The sequence below is a fragment of the Cellulomonas sp. genome, from assembly GCF_015234515.1.
GTDB lineage: Bacteria > Actinomycetota > Actinomycetes > Actinomycetales > Cellulomonadaceae > Cellulomonas.
On the sequence record NZ_JADGMY010000016.1, the window covers coordinates 413 to 18,932 of the forward strand.

Below are 18,520 nucleotides of genomic sequence, written 5' to 3' on the forward strand. Positions count from 1 at the left end.
CGCTGGATCGCACTCTCACGCCCAGGAGGGGTGCGCTCGATCGCACTCTCACGCCCGCGAGGGGGTGCGCTGGATCGCACTCTCACGCCCAGGAGGGGTGCGCTCGATCGCACTCTCACGCCAGCGAGGGGGTGCGCTGGATCGCACTCTCACGCCTGGGAGGGGGGTGGGTCAGCGCCGGCGGACCGCCAGGACGCGCTGCAGGATGACGAAGGCCAGCAGGACCACGCCGATGAACACGCGGGTCCACCAGGAGTCCAGGCCCTCGCGGGCGATGAGCACCTGGATGAGCCCGTACACCAGGACGCCCGCGCCGGTGCCGAGCACGAAGCCGACGCCTCCGGACAGCAGCGTGCCGCCGATGACGACCGCCGCGATCGCGTCGAGCTCCATGCCGATGCCCGTGAGGTTGAACCCGGACTTCGTGTAGAGCGCGAAGAGCACGCCCGCGATGCCGGCGCACGTGCCGGAGATGACGTACACCCACACGCGCGTGCGCGCGGGGCGCAGGCCCATGAGGTTCACGGCCGCACCCCCGTCGCCCGCCCCGAGCCCGTACACCGAGCGCCCGAACCGCGTGTAGTGCAGCACCAGGAAGGCGATGAGCAGCACCGCCAGCGCGACGAGCATGCTGGCGTTGATGCGCCACAGCTGGCGCCCTTCGCCGAACTTCAGGCCCCACGCGGCGAGCGCGGAGAAACCCTCGTCGTCGATCTTCAGGGAGTTGACGCTGATGACGTTGGCGAGCCCGCGCGCGAGGAACATCACGGCGAGCGACGCGATGAAGGGTTGGATGTCGAACATCTGCACCATCACGCCGATGAGCAGTCCGCACGACGTGCCGATGAGCACGCCGACGACGAGCACGACCGGCAGGGGCAGACCCGCCGTGAACATCTCGGCGATCGACAGCCCGACCAGCGCGACCACCGCGCCGACGGACAGGTCGATGCCTCCGGTGAGGATCACGAAAGTCATGCCGACGGCCAGCACCAGCAGGTAGGAGTTGTCGACCAGCAGGTTCGACAGCAGCTTCATGCTGACGAAGTCGACGCGGTCGGTCGAGTACCGCTGCTGCCCCACGCCGAGCATGAGGGCCAGCGTCAGGACGGTGCCCAGCACGGGCAGGAACCGCCGGTCGAAGCCGCCCAGGGCTCGCCTGGCGCGATGCACGACGCCGCCGGCGCCCGCCTGCTCGGTACGGACCATCTCGTCGGTGCTCATGCCGTCACCTCCGCGGCGCTCACCGGCTCGACCGGCGCGGCAGGCGCGTCCGCCCGGTCGGCACGTCGTCGGCCGCGCAGCATCGCGCGCAACGTCGGCGACGCCGCGACGCACACCGCGATGAGCACGATCGCCTTGAACAGGGGGGTCGTCTGGGACGGCAGCTGGAAGATGATGACGGCCCGCTCCAACGAGCTCAGCAGCATCGCGCCGACCAGCAGCCCACCCAGGTAGAACCGCCCGCCGTCGAGCTTGGTGCCGCCCAGGACGACGACCATGATCGCGTCGAGCTCCTTCATCAGGCCGATGTTGTTGGCGTCGGCCGCCATGGTGGGTGCGCCGTAGACGAGGCCCGCGAGCGCGGCCAGCACGCCGGCGATGACGTAGACGGTCCACGTGGTGCGCCGCGACCGCACCCCGGCGAGGCGGCTGGCCTCCCGGTTGATGCCGATCGACTCGAGGAACATCCCCAGCGCGGTCCGGCGCACCACGAGCGCGACGACGACGAAGGCCGCGACGGCGATGATGACGGGCGTCGGGATGCCGAGGACGAACCCGGACCCGATCGTCTTGAACGGCGGGCTCGTCACCGTCGTGATCTGGCCCTGCGTGATGAGCATCGCGATGCCGCGCCCGGCGACCATGAGGATCATCGTCGCGATGAATGGCTGGATGCCGAGCCCGGCGACCATCGCCCCGTTGAACGCCCCGCCGATGGCCCCGACGACCAGCCCGAGCAGGACGGCGACGAGCACCGTGCCGACCTTCGACGGGTCCGCGGCGGTGTCGAGGTACGTGAGCGACACGGCCAGGCCGATCGCCATGACGGCGCCGACGGACAGGTCGATGCCGCCGGTCGCGATGACCAGGCACATGCCGAGCGCCAGCAGCAGCGGCGTCGCGCTGTTGCGCAGCAGGTCGACGAGCTGGCCGAACAGGTGCCCGTCGCGCACCGTCACGTCGAGGAACCCGGGGCTCGCGACGCCGCACGCCAGGAGCAGCAGCACGAGCGCGAGGACGGGCCAGAACAGGCCGTGGTGGGTGACCTCGCGCCACACGTCGGTGGCGCGGGACGGCCCGGGCGGCTGCGCCGCGGGGATGGTCGGGGTCATGCGTGGGCTCCGCTCTGGTGGGCCGTCGCGGGGACGGTCGCGGCGATCGTCTCGAGGATCGTGGAGGTCGTGACGTCGTCGGCGTTGACGAGGTCGTCGACCTTGCGGCGGTCCCGCATGACGACGAGCCGCTGGCTCAGGCGCAGGACCTCCTCGAGCTCGGAGGAGATGAAGACGACGGACATGCCGTCCTGGGCGAGCTCGGTCACGAGCTTCTGGATCTCGGCCTTGGCGCCGACGTCGATGCCGCGCGTCGGCTCGTCGAGGATCAACAGCCGCGGGGCGGTCGCCAGCCACCGCGCGAGCAGCACCTTCTGCTGGTTGCCACCCGACAGGTTGCGGATGAGCGCGTTCGGGTTGGCGGGCGTGATCTGCAGCGCCGTGATGTACCGGGCGACGACGTCGTCGAGCTGGCGGCGCGGGATGCGGCGCCAGGTGCCGCGGCGGGCCTGCATCGCCAGCGCGATGTTCTCGCGGACCGTGAGGTCCCCGACGATGCCCTCCTTCTTGCGGTCCTCGGTGGAGTAGGCGATGCCGTGGGCGAGCGCCGCGAGCGGCGACGCGAGCCGCGTCAACCTGCTCTGGACGTGGACGTCACCGGTGTCGGGCCGGTCGGCGCCGGACAGCAGCCGCGCCATCTCGGTCCGTCCCGAGCCGAGCAGGCCCGCGACGCCCAGGATCTCCCCGGCGTACAGGTTGACGTCGAACGGCTGGACGGACCCGTTCTTGCCCAGGCCGACGGCCGTGAGGAACGGTGTCTCCCGCTCCGAGTGGATCGTGATCGTCGAGCGCGCCTTCTCCTCGATGCCGGCGAGCGCGTCGCCCGACCGGCCGATCATCGCGGCGATGAGCTGGCGGCGCGGCAGGTCCTCGATCCGGTGCTCACCGACGAACCGGCCGTTGCGCAGCACCGTGACGCGGTCGGAGATCTCGTAGATCTGGTCCAGGAAGTGCGAGACGAACAGGACGGCGACACCGTCCTCCTTGAGCTGGCGCACGACGCGGAACAGCTCGGCGACCTCGGCGTTGTCGAGGCTCGACGTGGGCTCGTCGAGGATCAGCACCTTCGCGTCGACGACGAGCGCCCGCGCGATCGCGCAGAGCTGCTGCACCGCGATGGTGTGCGACGAGAGCATCGAGCGCGGGTCGATGTCGAGGTTGAGGCGCGCGAGGTACTCGGCCGCGCGGCGTCGGGTCGCGCGCCAGTCGATGAACGGGCCGCGGCGCACCTCGTGGCCGAGCATGACGTTCTCGGCCACCGTGAGGTTCGCGCAGAGGTTGACCTCCTGGTAGACGGTCGAGATGCCGGCGGCCTGCGCCTGGCTGGGTCCGTCGAAGCGCAGGTCGTGGCCGTCGACCTCGATGCGGCCGGAGTCGATCGAGTACACGCCGGTCAGCGCCTTGATGAGCGTGGACTTGCCGGCGCCGTTCTCGCCCATGAGGGCGTGCACCTCACCGGGGAACAGGCGGAAGCCGACGTCGTCGAGGGCCTTGACGCCCGGGAAGGCGATCGAGATGCCCGTCATCTGCACGACGGGGGCGGGGGGTGCTGCGGACATCGGTGTCCTCTCCTGCTCGACGGGCGCCCCGGGCGCACCGGCTCACGGCCGGTGCGCCCGGGACGTCGCTCGCACGTCAGTACGCGCGGGCGTCCACGTCGGCCTGCGTGATCGTCTGGTCGAACGCCTTGTCGATCACGATGGTCTCCTTCGGCACGTCCTCGCCGTCGGCGACCTTCGTGATGAGCTCGGCGAGCTGGTCACCGAACACGGGGTTGCACTCGACGACGAAGTTGAACTTCTTGTCGACGAGCGCCTGCAGCCCGTCGCGCACGCCGTCGACGGACACGATCTGGATGTCCTTGCCGGGCACCTTGCCGGCGGCCTCGATGGCCTCGATGGCACCCAGGCCCATGTCGTCGTTGTGCGTGAAGATCATCGTCATGTCGGGGTACGCCTGCAGCGCGGCCTCGACGGCCGTCTTGCCCTCGGCACGCGTGAAGTTGCCCGACGCCTTGCCGATGATCTGGTCCCCGACGACCTCGCCGAAGCCCTCCTCACGGTCGACCTGCGCGCCCGAGCCGAGCGTGCCCTGGAGCTCGAAGATCTTGGCGTCGGGCGCGTTCTCGGCCACCCACTCGCCGGCGGTCGTGCCCTCGGCCTTGAAGTCCGCACCGATCCAGGTGACGAACGGGTCGTCGACCGTGGTGTCGACGGTGCGGTCGACGAGCACGACGGGGATGCCGGAGTCCTTGATCTCCTGCAGGACCTCGTCCCAGCCGGTCTCGATGACCGGGGAGAACGCGATGACGTCGACGTCCTGGGCGACGAAGTCGCGCAGCGCCTTGATCTGGTTCTCCTGCTTCTGCTGCGCGTCGACGAACGTCAGGTCGAAGCCGTTGTCCGCCGACAGGCTCTCCTTGACGGACTCGGTGTTGGCGGTGCGCCAGCCGGACTCGGCGCCGAGCTGCGAGAACCCGACGCGGATGAGGTCGCTGCCCCCGTCGCCGGTGTCGCCGCCGTCGCCCGCGGTGTCCGAGCCGCCGCCGCCGCAGGCCGCGAGGGCCAAGATCGTGAACGTCGCGACGGCACCGGCGAGACCGGTCCGTGCGCGGTTGATGCCCTTCATGCAACTCCTCCTCGAGCAGCTGGCCGACGTCCTCGTCGGCCGATCCAGGGATGCGTGACGGGATGAGTGTGAACGTTCTCAGGGGGCACGTCAACGAGTCTGGGTTGCGTTTCGATCACGAGCGTCATCGCAGGCCAGGGGCCGGAAAGCCGAGGACCACCCGTCCGTGTGAGCGATCACATGCCACGGACGGCCTCACCTGCACCGACGCTCGTCACCCTTCTGCGGGCTCCTCCTCTCCCCGTCGACCGGACCCTGCCCTCAGAGCAGGACGCGCGCCGGGTCGCGCGGCGGCGCCGTGCTCTCGCGGACCAGCAGCCGCGGCGACACCGACACCGACGACGACGTCGCCACCCCGTCGCGCGCGTCCAGCAGCAGCTCGACGCAGCGGTAGCCGAGCTCCTCGAGCTCCTGCGCGACCGTCGTCAGCGGCGGGACGAAGTGCGCCGAGCCGTCGCCGTCGTCGTAGCCCACGACCGACACGTCGTGCGGCACCTTCAGCCGGGCGTCCGCGAGCGCGTGCATCATGCCCAGCGCCAGCAGGTCGTTGGCCGCGAAGATCGCCGTCGGCAGGGTCGAGCGCCGACGCCGCACGCGTGCCACCAGCTCTTGACCTGCGAGGTAACCGACCTCGGCGCTCCAGTCGTCCGCCCACAGCGTCCGCGGCGCGAGTCCTGCGGCCGCCATCGTCTCGCGGAACCCGACGGCCCGTGCGCGCGCGTCGACCCACGGCGCCGGACCAGCCAGGTGCAGCACGTCGCGGTGCCCCAGGTCCAGCAGGTGCTGCGTTGCGACCTTCGCGCCCGCCTCCTGGTCGATCGCGACCGCCAGGCCGTGCTCGCCACCGGTGCGACCCGCGACGACGACCGGCACCTGCGTCGTCGACTCGAGCACCGCGGCGGCGGCCTCGTCGTGCGACGCGATGACGACGATCCCGTCGACGCCCTGGTCGAGCAGGTGCTCGATCGCGGCCGTGACCTCGTCCTTGTGCTGCAGGTCGACCGTGGCGAGCGACACGAACAGGCCCTTGGCCCGCGCGGCCTGCTCGATCGACACGAGCGTGCGCGTCGGCCCGAACAGGTGCGAGCCCGACGAGACCACGCCGAACACGCCCGTGCGTCGCGTCTTGAGCGCGCGCGCCGCGATGTTGCGCCGGTAGCCGAGGCGCTGCATCGCGTCGAGCACGCGCTCGCGCGTGTCGGTCGCGACGTTGGGGTGGTCGTTGATGACCCGCGAGACCGTCTGGTACGACACACCGGCCACCGTCGCCACGTCCGTGATGGCGGGTGGCCGCGGACGGGCGTTCGCGGGCGACAGAGGCGGCGTGCTCACCCGCCCAGCCTCGCACGTCCGACCTATCGTGGGCATAGGTCCGACGGACGCGAGTTTTCCGCGACCGCCGTCGCGCACCGCCGAGAGGAGCCCGGGTGACCCACCGCCGGTTGCCGAGATGGTCCGAGCTCGCGCCCCTGATGCGCCCCCGGCCGCTGCGGCTCGACCCCGTGCGGCGCCGCCTCGAGGACGCGCTCACCATCGCCGACCTGCGCCGCGTCGCCCGGCGCCGCACGCCCCGCGCGGTGTTCGACTACACCGACGGCGCCGCCGAGGGCGAGCTCACCCTGCGCCGCGCGCGCCGGCTGTTCCGCGACCTCGAGCTGCGCCCGTCGGTCCTGCAGGACGTGTCGCACGTCGACACGACGACGTCGTACCTGGGCCGGCCGTCGGCGCTGCCGTTCGCATTCGCCCCGACCGGCTTCACGCGGCTCATGCACCACGAGGGCGAGCGGGCCGCCGCGCGCGTCGCGCAGCGCCGCGGCGTCCCGTACGCGCTGTCGACCATGGGCACGACGTCGATCGAGGACGTCGCCGCGGCCGCCCCCGACGCACGCCGGTGGTTCCAGCTGTACGTGTGGAAGGACCGGGCCGCGGGCGAGGACCTGATGGCGCGCGCCGCGGCGTCCGGGTACGAGGCGCTCATGCTGACGGTCGACGTGCCGGTCGCGGGCGCGCGCCTGCGCGACGTGCGGAACGGGTTCTCGATCCCACCGTCCCTGACCGTGCGGACCGTGCTCGACGCGGCCACGCACCCGGCCTGGTGGGCGAACCTGCTGACCACGGACCCGCTGACCTTCGCGTCCCTCAGCTCGTGGAGCGGGACCGTGGCCGACCTGCTCGACAAGCTCTTCGACCCGACCATGACCATCGCCGACCTCGAGTGGCTGCGCGCGTCGTGGGACGGGCCGCTGATCATCAAGGGCGTCCAGACCGTCGAGGACGCGCGCCGCGTGACCGACGCCGGGGCCGACGCGGTCGTGCTGTCCAACCACGGCGGCCGGCAGCTCGACAAGGCGCCCGTGCCACTGCGGCTGCTGCCCGACGTGCTCGACGCGGTCGGTGACCGCACCGAGGTCTGGGTCGACACCGGCATCACGCACGGGTCGGACGTCGTGGCCGCGCTGGCGCTCGGGGCCCGCGCGACGCTCGTCGGGCGCGCGTACCTCTACGGCCTGATGGCGGGCGGCGAGCGTGGCGTCGACCGCGCGGTCGAGATCCTCGAGCGCGAGGTACGCCGGACGATGGCGCTCCTGGGGGCCACCTCCGTCGCGGACCTGTCGCCGCGCCACGTCCGGCTCCCCTGACCACCGCGGCTCGGGGACGACGACGAAAGGATTCGGAGGCCTGCCGACGCGGCGCGCCCACCCCTACCGTCGGCTCAGCGTCGAAGCGGTTTCCGTGAACGTGCACATCCCGGCGCCCCCCACCGTCCACGACGGACGACGACGGAAGAGGCCCGGCGCATGCGACGTCGCAGCACAGCAGCCCTCGCGACGGCCGCCGCCGCCGTCACCGCGCTCGGCGCCCTCGCGACGGCCCCGGCGGCGACGGCCGCCGTGGCGTGCAGGGTCACCTACACGGTCACGAATCAGTGGCACGGCGGCTTCGGGGCCGACGTCCGCGTCGACAACCTCGGTGACGCGCTCACCGGGTGGACGCTGACCTGGGCGTTCACCGCTGGCCAGAGCGTGCAGCAGGCGTGGAACGGCACCGCCACGCAGTCCGGTGCGCAGGTGGCCGTGACGAACGCCGCCTGGAACGGCGCCGTCGGGTCCGGCGGGCAGATCGCCTTCGGCTTCAACGGTGCGTCCGACGGCACCACCAACCCCGTGCCGACGTCGTTCGCCCTCAACGGCACGACGTGCACGGGGTCGGTCACGCCGACGACGGCGCCCACGACGGCCACGCCGACCGCCTCTCCGACACAGCAGCCGACGCCCACGTCGTCGCCCACGCCCACGCAGCAGCCGACGCCCACGCCGCCCCCGACCGGCACGCCGAACCCCGTCCCGACGACCCCCGTGGCCGGTGCGCGCCAGCTCGAGGACCTCGACCGCGGCCTCGTCTCCGTGCGGTCCGGCGACGGCAACCTCGTGCAGTGGCGCCTGCTCGGCTACGAGGACCGCGGCACCGGGTTCCACGTCTACCGCGACGGCACGCGCATCACGTCGTCGCCGGTCACGGGCTCGACCAACCACCTCGACGCCGGAGCGTCGGCGACCGCCCGGTACACGGTCCGCGCGGTCGAGAACGGCGCGGAGCGTGCGGTCTCCGCACCGTCGCTGACCCTGGGCAGCGGCTACCTCGACGTCCCCGTCCAGCGTCCGTCGTCCGACCACGTCATCAACGACGGGTCCGTCGGCGACCTCGACGGCGACGGCGACCTCGACGTCGTCCTGAAGTGGGACCCGTCGAACGCCAAGGACAACAGCCAGGCCGGCGTCACCGGCAACGTCTACCTCGACGGCGTGACGCTGCAGGGCCAGCGCCTGTGGCGCATCGACCTGGGCCGCAACATCCGCGCCGGCGCGCACTACACGCAGTTCCAGGTGTACGACTACGACGGCGACGGCAAGGCCGAGGTCGCGGTGAAGACCGCCGACGGCACCCGCTCCGGCACGGGCCAGGTCATCGGCAACGCCAACGCCGACCACCGCAACGGCGAGGGCTACGTGCTGTCCGGGCCGGAGTACTTCACGGTCTTCCGCGGCGACACCGGCGCGATCGGCGCGACCACGGACTACGTGCCGCCCCGCGGGACGGTGTCGAGCTGGGGCGACTCGTACGGCAACCGCGTCGACCGGTTCCTCGCCGGCACCGCGTACCTCGACGGGCAGCGGCCGTCGATCATCATGGCGCGCGGCTACTACACGCGTGCCGTCGTGGCCGCGTGGGACTACCGCGACGGGCAGCTCACCCGCCGGTGGACGTTCGACTCGAACAGCTCGACGGCCGGCAACGCCGCGTACGCCGGCCAGGGCAACCACTCGCTGTCGGTCGCGGACGTCGACGGCGACGGGCGTGACGAGGTCGTGTACGGCGCCGCGACGATCGACGACGACGGGCGCGGCCTGTGGAGCAACGGCACGGGCCACGGTGACGCCGGGCACGTGGGCGACCTGGTGCCGTCGCGTCCGGGCCTGGAGTACTTCAAGGTCACGGAGGACAAGGCTCAGCCGAACATGTGGGTCGCCGACGCGCGCACCGGCCAGACGCTGTGGCGCAGCGGCACGGGCGCGGACAACGGACGCGGCGTCGCCGCCGACGTCTGGGCCGGCAGCCCCGGCGCGGAGGCGTGGTCGTCGGCCGAGTCGGACCTGCGCAACGCCGCCACCGGCGCGGCCGTGGGCCGCAAGCCGTCGTCGGCCAACTTCCTGGCCTGGTGGGACGGCGACCCGGTCCGTGAGCTGCTCGACGGCACGAAGGTCGACAAGTACGGCACCGGCGGGGAGACCCGCCTGCTGACGGGGTCCGACGTCCGCGCGAACAACGGCACCAAGTCGACGCCCGTGCTGTCGGGCGACATCCTCGGCGACTGGCGTGAAGAGGTGATCTGGGCGCGGTCCGACGAGGGCGCGCTGCGCATCTACGCGACGCCGACCGTGACGTCGCACCGGGTGCACACGCTGCTGCACGACTCGATGTACCGGGTCGCTCTCGCCTGGCAGAACACCGCCTACAACCAGCCGCCGCACCCGTCGTTCTTCCTCGGCGACCCGTTCACGGCTCCCCCGCAGCCGCGGATCTACGTGCGCTGACGCAACTGGATTGCACTCTCACGCCCTCTTCCACTTGAGCGCGAGAGAGCAATCCAGTCACGCGTCCTTCCCGCCCGTCGCACGCTGCCGGTACGTCAGCGGCCGCGGCGTGCTCCGATGTGTGAGGGTGTGCGGCGGGAGGACGACGTGACCGACAGGATCGACCCGGCGCACGCGGCGTACGCGTTCGCCAACAGGTTCGTCAACGTGCTGGTCACGTTGCCGAACGGCACCCGGCTGCAGACGGCCGGGCGGTGCGGCGGCATGTCGTACTCGGTGCTCGACCACCTGACGGCGGGCCGTGACGTCCCGGCGTGGCCGGCGGAGCTGTTCGCCCCCGACCGCGTGCCGCCGGACGGGCACCTCCTGGCCGAGCACCTGCGGCGCCGCCAGTTGGACTCGTTCCGGTCGCGCTCGGCGCTGCGGTTCATCACCTGGTCGGCGCTGCCGGACGGGGACGTCGGACCTGTTGCCGGCGTCCGGACCCGGACGCGCCGCGAGCTGCCCGGGATCCTGCGTGCGCTCGTGCAGGGTGGGCCGGTCGTCCTCGGGATGGTCGTCGCCCGCCACCCGCTGCGCTCGGGCGACAACCACCAGGTGGTCGCGACGGGCTTCACGCGCGACGACGCGACGGGCCAGGTCGTGCTCACGCTGCTCGACCCGAACACCCCCGGGCGCGAGGTGGCGCTCGTCGAGACGCCGGACGGCTGGCGTGCGGACAACGGGCGGCTGTGGCGCGGGTTCTTCCGCCACGCGTACGCGCCCCGCACGCCCCCGGCCCTGCCGAGCGCGTCGCGGCGCCCGTCGGCGCGCGTGCGGGCGGACGAGCCGCTCGCGCTCGCGCACGTCGCGACGGGCCGCCTGCTCGTCGTGGCGGACGGCGCACCCGCGCTGCGCGCCACCGGCACGACGACGTGGGTGCCCACCGCGGACACGTCCCTGCTCGCCGACGGCGCGACGATCCACCTGTTCTCGGACGGTCGCGCGCTCACCGTCGGCGGAGCGGCGCCTGCCGTGCGCACGGCGGACGACGGGGGACCGGACGCCCCGGCCCAGGACTCCGCCACCGACGCCTGGCGCGTGGTCGTCGACGGCGGCGGCCCGTGGCGCCAGGGCTCGCGCGTGCGCCTGCTCCACACCCCGACCGGCGCGCTCCTCGCGGGCACGCCCGAGGGCCTGACGACCTCCTGGACCCCCGCTCCCCGCACGTGGTGGACGGTCGCCGCCGCCCCAGCCGCACCCTGACCGGCCCGCGCCCTGACCGCCGCCCCCGCCGAGCGCGGCAGAAGAGCGCCGAGCGCGGCGGAAACAACACCCGCGCTCGAGCGGCTTCTGCCGCGCTCGGCGAAGGGGCCGGGTCAGTCGGTGCCGGTGCCGGTGCCGGTGCCGGTGCCGGTGGCGGTGCGGCTGGCGGTGTCGGTGGCGTTGTCGACGAGACGCAGGACGTCGGCGAACCACGGGGTCACCAGGCCGGCCGCGACCAGCTCGTGCGCGCGCTGCGACGTGACCCACTCCGTCTGCGAGACCTCGTCCGGGTCGGGTCGCAGGTCACCGGCGCAGCGCCCGACGATGACGTGGTCGTGCTCGCGCTCGACGTGGCCCGACGACGCGTCGGCCGCCCGGTACCGGAACGTGCCGACCTCGCGCGCGTCCACGAGCTCGACCCCCAGCTCCTCGCGCACGCGCAGCGCCGCACGGTCGCGCACGTCCGTGCCCGGCAGCGGGTGGCCGCAGCAGGAGTTGGTCCACAGGCCCGGGAACCGGAGCTTGGCGTCGGCGCGGCGCTGCAGGAGCATCCGACCGTCGGGGCGGGTCAGCACGACCGAGAACGCCCGGTGCAGACGCCCCGGTGCGGCGTGCGCCTCCCCCACCGTCGTGGCACCGGTGCCGCGCCCGTCCTCGTCGACCAGCTCGACCAGGTCCGTCTCCGCCATCGCGTCCAGCCCTCTCGCGCGTGTCCGCCGGGCCTGCGTCGTGCGCGGCAGGCGGGGCCGGGGACCGCAGACGCCTACGGTGTCCCGTCCTCGTGGCCCGAGCAAGTCGGACCGGCGGGCGGCCGCGACCTCAGGGCAGGGTGATCGTCGTCCGTGAGGTCTCGCGCAGCCCGGCGAGGCTCTCGTGGGCACCCCCGAGCAGGAAGCCGCACGCGTCCCTCGGCCAGCGCACGCGCACGGCGCGGTCGTGGGCGTCGAGCAGGTAGAGCACGGGGACGACCTGGAACATCGCCATGCAGGCCTGGTCGGGGCTCGTCGGGACGTCCGGACGCGCGAGCTGCTGCAGCAGCGGGTCGAGATCGCCCTCGAGCCGTACGACGTCGACGGACGTGCCGGGCGTCGGAGCGGGTGCGGGAGCCGGTGCGGGAGCCGGTGCGACGTCCGCGAGCGGCGGCACGGGTGCCGTGTCCCCCGGTGCCACCACGGCGCCGCCCGGCAGGGTCTCTCCGGGCTGCAGGTCCCCGGGGTCCTCGGCGCCCGGGACCGACAGCTCGCCGGGCTCCAGGAGCTCGCGTGGCTCCGGCGCCGGCAGGACAACGATCTCCGGCATCCGGCACTCCACGGCGGCGACCGGCTCGAACCCGGCCGGGACCGTGCCGGCGGCCGGTGCGGCGGGCAGGTCCGCGCGACCGCCGGTCCCGAAGGCCTCGAGCGTCTCGCGCACGGCGCAGTCGGCGGCGGGCGCGACCTCGGCCGGCGAGGACTCCCCCGCCGGCGGCGCCGACCCGGCGCACCCCGTCAGCACGGTCCCCGCTGCCAGCATGACGACACACCGCACCCGCCCGCGCCTCCGCATGCCGCCATCCTGCCCGCCGGGGCAGGGCGGCAGGCGGGTACGAGAGCGAGCCGGCCACGCGTGTCGTCTCAGGATGCGATCACCGGGTTATTCCCGACCATTCCGGTATGCCATTGTCGTCCCCATGACCACCGCCCCGCACGCCGCAGCGTCCCCGCTGCTGGCCCGTGCGTGTCGGTCGTGTCCGGCCACGAGCTGTCGCTGACCAGCGCCCCGCCGCCCTGACGCGTCGCGCTGCGACCACGTCGCCCCGGCCGCCCGCCGCCACGGCACCCGGCCTCCCTCCCCCGCACGTCCCCGCCCGTCGCCCGCCACCCCTGGGTCGACAGGGCGGTCCGACGCACCCCCGTGCCCCGCCCGACCCCGCCGCGTCCTCGACGACGGCGCCCCACCCTGCCCGGAAGGCCCCGCCATGCCGTACGCACCTCCCGAGACGCTCGGCCGCGCCGCACGTCACCGCCGCGCCGTGGTCGCCGCCGCGACCCTCCTGCCCGCGCTGCTCGCGGCGTGCGCCGGCGGCGCGTCGGCCGACGACCCCACGACGGCTGCCGCCGCCACCGCCGAGCTGCCGACCGAGATCCCCGCCGGGACGACCCTGGTCGTCGGCGACCCGACGACGCAGAAGGCCGTCGAGATCGCCGGTGACGACCTCGACTCCGACCTCGGGTTCACCATCGAGTGGGCCAACCTGTCGGGCGGGCCGCAGACGACCGAGGCGTTCCGCGCGGGTGCGCTCGACGTGGGCGCGGTCGCCGACATCCCGCCCATCCACGCCGAGTGGACGGGCCTCGACGTCAAGATCGTCGCCGCCGTGTACCGCGAGGACTGGAAGGAGAACCCGATCTACGAGTTCGGCGTCGCGCCCGGCGTCGACGGCGTCGAGTCGCTCGAGGACTTCGCGGGCCACCGCGTCGCGTACTCGCCGGGCCAGGCGCAGGGCGTCATCGTGCTGCGCGCGCTGCAGGAGGCGGGGCTCACCCAGGACGACGTCACGCTCGTCGAGCTGCCCAGCAACGGCGACGTCTACACGACCGCGCTCGCCGCCGGCGAGGTCGACATCGCGCCCATCGGCGGCGTGCAGATCGCCCGCTACCTCGACAAGTACGGGCCGGACGGCGCGCACACCGTGCGCCACGGCCTGCGCGACGACCCGAGCCACCTGTACGTCCCGACGTCCGTCACCACCGACCCCGCCAAGGCGGCCGCGCTGCGCGCCTACGTGGCGCTGTGGGCACAGGTCAGGCTGTGGATCCACGACCACCCCGAGGAGTGGAAGGCCGGCTACTACGTCGCCGACCAGGGCCTGAGCCCGGCCGACGCCGACTACCTCGTCGAGCGCGCCGGCACACCGGACATCCCCGAGGACTGGACCGAGCACATCGCCGCGCACCAGAAGACCGTCGAGCTGCTCGCCGAGGCCACCGGCAACGACGTGCTCGACGCCGCGGACCTGTGGGACCAGCGGTTCGCGCCGGTCCTCGCGCAGGCCGCGGCCGACTACCGTGAGAAGGAGGCCGGCTGATGTCGACCCTGTCCCTGCCCCGCGCGACGCGGCGGCCCGTCGCCCGCCCCGTCGCACCGCCCGCCACCGGCCGGCGCGCGGCACGCACCGTCCGGCGCCTCGGCCCCGGCCGCCCCCTGCGCGGTGGTGCCCTCATCGGGCTCGGCGTGCTGCTGGCGGTCTGGTCCGCCGGCTCGGCCGTCGGGTTCATCGACCAGCGCACCCTCTCCGCGCCGTGGACGGTCGTCACGACGGGTGCCGACCTGGTCGCCGACGGCCGCCTCCAGCAGCACCTCGCGGTGTCGGCCGGGCGTGCGATGTCCGGGCTCGCGCTCGGGATCGTCGCCGGGACCGTGCTCGCGGTCGTCGCCGGGCTGAGCCGCTGGGGCGAGGCGATCGTCGACGGTCCTGTGCAGCTCAAGCGGGCCATCCCGAGCCTGGCACTGCTGCCGCTGCTGATCCTGTGGCTCGGCATCGGCGAGACGATGAAGGTCGTCACCATCCTGCTGGGCGTCCTCATCCCCGTGTACATCCACACGCACAACGGGCTGCGCACCATCGACGCGCGGTACGTCGAGCTGGCCGAGACCGTCGGCCTGACGCGGTGGGACTTCCTCACCAAGGTCGTGCTGCCCGGTGCGCTGCCCGGGTTCCTGCTGGGCCTGCGGTTCGCCGTCACCGGCTGCTGGCTCGCGCTCGTGGTCGTCGAGCAGATCAACGGCACCGCCGGCATCGGCTACATGATGGAGCTGGCCCGCACGTACGGGCAGACCGACGTCATCGTCGTCGGCCTGGTCCTGTACGGGATCCTCGGCTACGGCTCCGACCTGCTCGTGCGTCTCGTGCAGAGGAGGGCCCTGACATGGCGGCGCACGCTGGCGGGCTGACGGCCCCGGGCCCCACCGAGGACGCGCGCGTCCCCGCCCGCTCCGACGTCCCGGCGCCCGCGCACGGCGTCCTGGCGGACGAGCGCGTGACCACGCAGGACGGGTCGGTCGTCGTCCAGGACCTCGTGCGGGCCTACGGGCTCGGCGAGGGCGACGGCCGCGTGCTGCGTGGCCTGGACCTGACGATCGCCGCCGGGGAGTTCGTCGCGATCCTGGGCCGCAGCGGCTCCGGCAAGAGCACGCTGCTGCGCGCGCTCGCCGGGCTCGACCACGACGTGCACGGCACGGGCACGATCGCCGTGCCCGAGCGGGTGTCGGTGGTCTTCCAGGACTCCCGGCTGCTGCCGTGGGCGCGCGTGCTCGACAACGTGACGCTCGGGCTGCGCGGCGCGGGTGCCCGCGAGCTCGGTGCCGAGCGGCTCGCCGAGGTGGGCCTGGCCGGCCGCGAGCGCGCGTGGCCCACCGAGCTGTCCGGCGGCGAGCAGCAGCGCGTGTCCCTCGCGCGGTCGCTCGTGCGCGAGCCCCAGCTGCTGCTGGCCGACGAGCCGTTCGGCGCGCTCGACGCCCTGACCCGGACCCGCATGCACGCGCTGCTGCGCGACCTGTGCGCGCGGCACCTGCCCGCGGTCCTGCTGGTCACGCACGACGTCGACGAGGCGATCGTGCTGGCCGACCGCGTCGTCGTGCTCGACGAGGGCCACATCGCCCTCGACGCGCCCGTCGACCACCGCGACCCGGGCGATCCCGGGTACGTGGCGCTGCGACGCGAGCTGCTCGACGCCCTCGGCGTCCCCCCGGTCGTCCCCGGCCGCCCGACCACCTCCGCCACCGACAGGAGCACCCCATGACCGCCCGACCCCGCCGCGAGGGGCAGCTGCACCTCAACGCGTTCCTCATGAGCACCGGCCACCACGAGGCGTCGTGGCGGCTGCCGGAGTCCGACCCGTCGTACCAGAGCACGAACATCGCGTACCTGCAGCGCCTCGCGCAGACCGCCGAGCGCGGGCACCTGGACTCGATCTTCTTCGCCGACGGCCCGGCGCTGTTCCGCGACGTGGGCCGGCGTCCGTCGGGCACGTTGGAGCCGACGGTCGTGCTGGCCGCGATCGCCGCCGTGACCAGCCGCATCGGGCTCATCGCCACGGCGTCCACCACGTACAACGACCCGTACAACCTCGCGCGCCGGTTCGCGTCCGTCGACCACGTCAGCGGCGGCCGCGCCGGCTGGAACATCGTGACCACCGCGCACCTCGAGGCCGCGCGCAACTTCGGCCGCGACGAGCTGCCGTCGCACCGCGCCCGCTACGAGCGCGCCGCGGAGTTCATCGACGTCGCCCTCAAGCTGTGGGACTCGTGGGAGGACGACGTCGAGGTCGGCGACAAGGAGTCGGGCGTGTGGGGCGACTCCGAGCGCATCCACCCGCCGGAGCACGTCGGCGAGCACTTCCGCGTCGCCGGCGCCCTGACGACGCCCCGGTCGCCGCAGGCCTACCCGCTGCTCGTGCAGGCCGGTTCGTCGGACGACGGCAAGGACCTGGCGGCCCGCTACGCCGAGGCGGTGTTCACGGCCCAGCAGACGCTCGACGACGCGCTCGCCTTCGCGTTCGACCTCAAGCGGCGCGCCGTCGAGTGGGGCCGCGACCCCGCCGGGCTGCTGGTGCTGCCCGGCATCGTGCCCGTCATCGGCGCCACGGAGGCCGAGGCGCGGGCGAAGGAGGACGAGCTCGACCGGCTCATCCGACCCGAGTTCGCCCGTGCCCAGCTCGCGAAGACGCTGCGCGTCGACCCCGAGGACCTGCCGCTGGACCGCGAGCTGCCCGCCGACCTGCCGGGCGAGGACGAGATCGAGGGCGCCAAGTCCCGGTACACGCTGATCGTGGAGCTCGCGAGACGCGAGCGGCTGACGGTGCGCCAGCTCATCGGCCGCCTCGGCGGCGGCCGCGGGCACCGCACGTTCTCCGGCACCGCCGAGCAGGTCGCCGACGCTATCCAGGAGTGGTGGGACGCGGGTGCGGCGGACGGGTTCAACATCATGCCCGCGGTGCTGCCGTCGGGCCTGGAGGACTTCGTCGACCAGGTCGTGCCCGTGCTCGTCGACCGCGGCCTGTTCCGCAGCGGGTACACCGGCACGACGCTGCGCGACCACTACGGGCTCGCTCGCCCCACGCACCCCCACCACCGCACGGGCGGACGCGACATCGGGCGCGTCGCCACGACCACCGGCACCACCCACGAAGGAGCACACGCATGACGACGTACCGCACGCTCGGCCGCACCGGGGTCCAGGTGTCCCCGCTGACGCTGGGGACCATGAACTTCGGCGCGTGGGGCAACCCCGACCACGAGGACTCCGCTGCGATCCTGCACCGCGCGCTCGACGCCGGGATCAACGTCGTCGACACCGCGGACGTGTACTCGCGCGGCGAGTCCGAGACGATCGTCGGCAAGGCGCTCGCCGGGCGTCGCGACGACGTCGTGCTGGCGACGAAGGTCCACGGCCGGCTGTCCGACGAGGTCAACCACGCGGGCAACTCGCGGCGGTGGATCGTGCGGGCCGTCGAGGACTCGCTGCGCCGGCTGCAGACCGACCACATCGACGTCTACCAGGTGCACCGCCCGCAGCCGGGCACCGCGATCGACGAGACGCTCGGTGCGCTCGACGACCTGGTGCGCGCCGGCAAGGTGCTCTACGTCGGCACGTCGACGTTCCTGCCGTCGCAGATCGTGCAAGCGCAGTGGGTGGCGGCCGACCGCCGTCTCGCGCGGCCCGTGACCGAGCAGCCGCCGTACTCGATCCTGGCGCGGGGCGTCGAGCGCGAGGTGCTGCCGCTGGCCGTGGAGTACGGGCTGGGCGTGCTGCCGTGGAGCCCGCTGGCCGGGGGCTGGCTGTCGGGCCGTCCGCTCGACGGCGCGCGCGGCGACTCGCCGCGCCACCAGCGTCAGCCGGGGCGTCACGACCCGTCGCTGCCGGAGAACCGCACCAAGGCCGAGGCCGTGCAGCAGCTGTCGAAGGTGGCGGAGGCGGCCGGGCTGACCCTGCTGCAGCTCGCGCTGGGCTTCGTCCTGGAGCACCCGGCGGTGTCCAGCGCGATCATCGGGCCGCGCACGCAGGCCCACCTGGACGCGGCACTCACGGCGCTCGACGTCCGCCTCCCGGCCGACGTCCTCGACGAGATCGACCGCATCGTCCCGCCGGGCGTCACGCTGAACCCGGCGGACGCGGGCTGGCACCCGCCGTCGATCACGGACGCGTCCACACGCCGCCGCTGACAAGAGGAACTGGAT

15 protein-coding genes are annotated in these 18,520 nt (G+C 73.5%); 8 read left to right on the forward strand and 7 right to left on the reverse strand.

Annotated elements, in window-relative coordinates; all coding sequences use genetic code 11:
- Positions 1-171 precede the first annotated feature (171 nt).
- The 5 genes from IR158_RS05845 to IR158_RS05865 form a co-directional block, all read right to left on the reverse strand.
- Positions 172-1,224 (reverse strand): sugar ABC transporter permease YjfF, encoded by a 1,053-nt coding sequence (locus tag IR158_RS05845; protein ID WP_291810652.1) that lies wholly within the window; start codon positions 1,222-1,224, stop codon positions 172-174.
- Positions 1,221-2,336: an ABC transporter permease gene (locus IR158_RS05850; RefSeq protein WP_291810655.1), complete on the reverse strand. Its 1,116-nt coding sequence runs from the start codon at positions 2,334-2,336 to the stop codon at positions 1,221-1,223. The genes IR158_RS05845 and IR158_RS05850 overlap by 4 nt, the downstream gene beginning before the upstream one ends.
- Positions 2,333-3,895: a sugar ABC transporter ATP-binding protein gene (locus IR158_RS05855; RefSeq protein WP_291810657.1), complete on the reverse strand. Its 1,563-nt coding sequence runs from the start codon at positions 3,893-3,895 to the stop codon at positions 2,333-2,335. Before IR158_RS05855 ends, IR158_RS05850 begins: the two co-directional genes overlap by 4 nt.
- Positions 3,896-3,971: 76 nt before the next feature.
- A complete protein-coding gene (locus IR158_RS05860) occupies positions 3,972-4,964 on the reverse strand; it encodes an ABC transporter substrate-binding protein (protein WP_291810659.1) in 993 nt (330 codons plus the stop codon).
- 261 nt (positions 4,965-5,225) lie between these two features.
- Positions 5,226-6,296, reverse strand: coding sequence for a LacI family DNA-binding transcriptional regulator (locus IR158_RS05865; protein WP_227576543.1), 1,071 nt, complete (start codon positions 6,294-6,296; stop codon positions 5,226-5,228).
- A gap of 95 nt (positions 6,297-6,391) precedes the next feature.
- Between IR158_RS05865 and IR158_RS05870 the strand changes: the two genes are divergently transcribed.
- The 3 genes from IR158_RS05870 (at position 6,392) to IR158_RS05880 (ending at position 11,302) form a co-directional block, all read left to right on the forward strand.
- Positions 6,392-7,603 (forward strand): alpha-hydroxy acid oxidase, encoded by a 1,212-nt coding sequence (locus tag IR158_RS05870; RefSeq protein ID WP_291810666.1) that lies wholly within the window; start codon positions 6,392-6,394, stop codon positions 7,601-7,603.
- A 159-nt stretch (positions 7,604-7,762) separates the two neighbouring features.
- A complete protein-coding gene (locus IR158_RS05875) occupies positions 7,763-10,057 on the forward strand; it encodes a cellulose binding domain-containing protein (protein WP_291810667.1) in 2,295 nt (764 codons plus the stop codon).
- Positions 10,058-10,204: 147 nt separating this feature from the next.
- Positions 10,205-11,302 carry a hypothetical protein gene (locus IR158_RS05880; RefSeq protein ID WP_291810669.1) on the forward strand — a complete coding sequence of 366 codons (1,098 nt, stop codon included), beginning with the start codon at positions 10,205-10,207 and terminating at the stop codon, positions 11,300-11,302.
- A gap of 113 nt (positions 11,303-11,415) precedes the next feature.
- Here IR158_RS05880 and idi read toward each other — a convergent pair whose 3' ends face one another.
- Positions 11,416-11,991 carry an isopentenyl-diphosphate Delta-isomerase gene (idi, locus tag IR158_RS05885; RefSeq protein ID WP_291810672.1) on the reverse strand — a complete coding sequence of 192 codons (576 nt, stop codon included), beginning with the start codon at positions 11,989-11,991 and terminating at the stop codon, positions 11,416-11,418.
- Positions 11,992-12,121: 130 nt separating this feature from the next.
- Positions 12,122-12,814: a hypothetical protein gene (locus IR158_RS05890; protein WP_291810674.1), complete on the reverse strand. Its 693-nt coding sequence runs from the start codon at positions 12,812-12,814 to the stop codon at positions 12,122-12,124.
- Between the two features lie 445 nt (positions 12,815-13,259).
- Between IR158_RS05890 and IR158_RS05895 the strand changes: the two genes are divergently transcribed.
- From IR158_RS05895 to IR158_RS05915, 5 genes are read left to right on the forward strand one after another with little or no spacing between them, the layout of a single operon-like run.
- A complete protein-coding gene (locus IR158_RS05895; RefSeq protein ID WP_291810676.1) occupies positions 13,260-14,369 on the forward strand; it encodes an ABC transporter substrate-binding protein in 1,110 nt (369 codons plus the stop codon).
- Entirely contained in the window at positions 14,369-15,235 is an 867-nt protein-coding gene (locus IR158_RS05900) for an ABC transporter permease (RefSeq protein WP_291810679.1), read from the forward strand. Before IR158_RS05895 ends, IR158_RS05900 begins: the two co-directional genes overlap by 1 nt.
- Positions 15,211-16,083 (forward strand): ABC transporter ATP-binding protein, encoded by an 873-nt coding sequence (locus IR158_RS05905; RefSeq protein WP_291810682.1) that lies wholly within the window; start codon positions 15,211-15,213, stop codon positions 16,081-16,083. The genes IR158_RS05900 and IR158_RS05905 overlap by 25 nt, the downstream gene beginning before the upstream one ends.
- Positions 16,080-17,486, forward strand: coding sequence for an LLM class flavin-dependent oxidoreductase (locus IR158_RS05910; protein ID WP_291810684.1), 1,407 nt, complete (start codon positions 16,080-16,082; stop codon positions 17,484-17,486). The genes IR158_RS05905 and IR158_RS05910 overlap by 4 nt, the downstream gene beginning before the upstream one ends.
- A complete protein-coding gene (locus IR158_RS05915) occupies positions 17,483-18,505 on the forward strand; it encodes an aldo/keto reductase (protein WP_291810687.1) in 1,023 nt (340 codons plus the stop codon). Before IR158_RS05910 ends, IR158_RS05915 begins: the two co-directional genes overlap by 4 nt.
- Positions 18,506-18,520 lie beyond the last annotated feature (15 nt).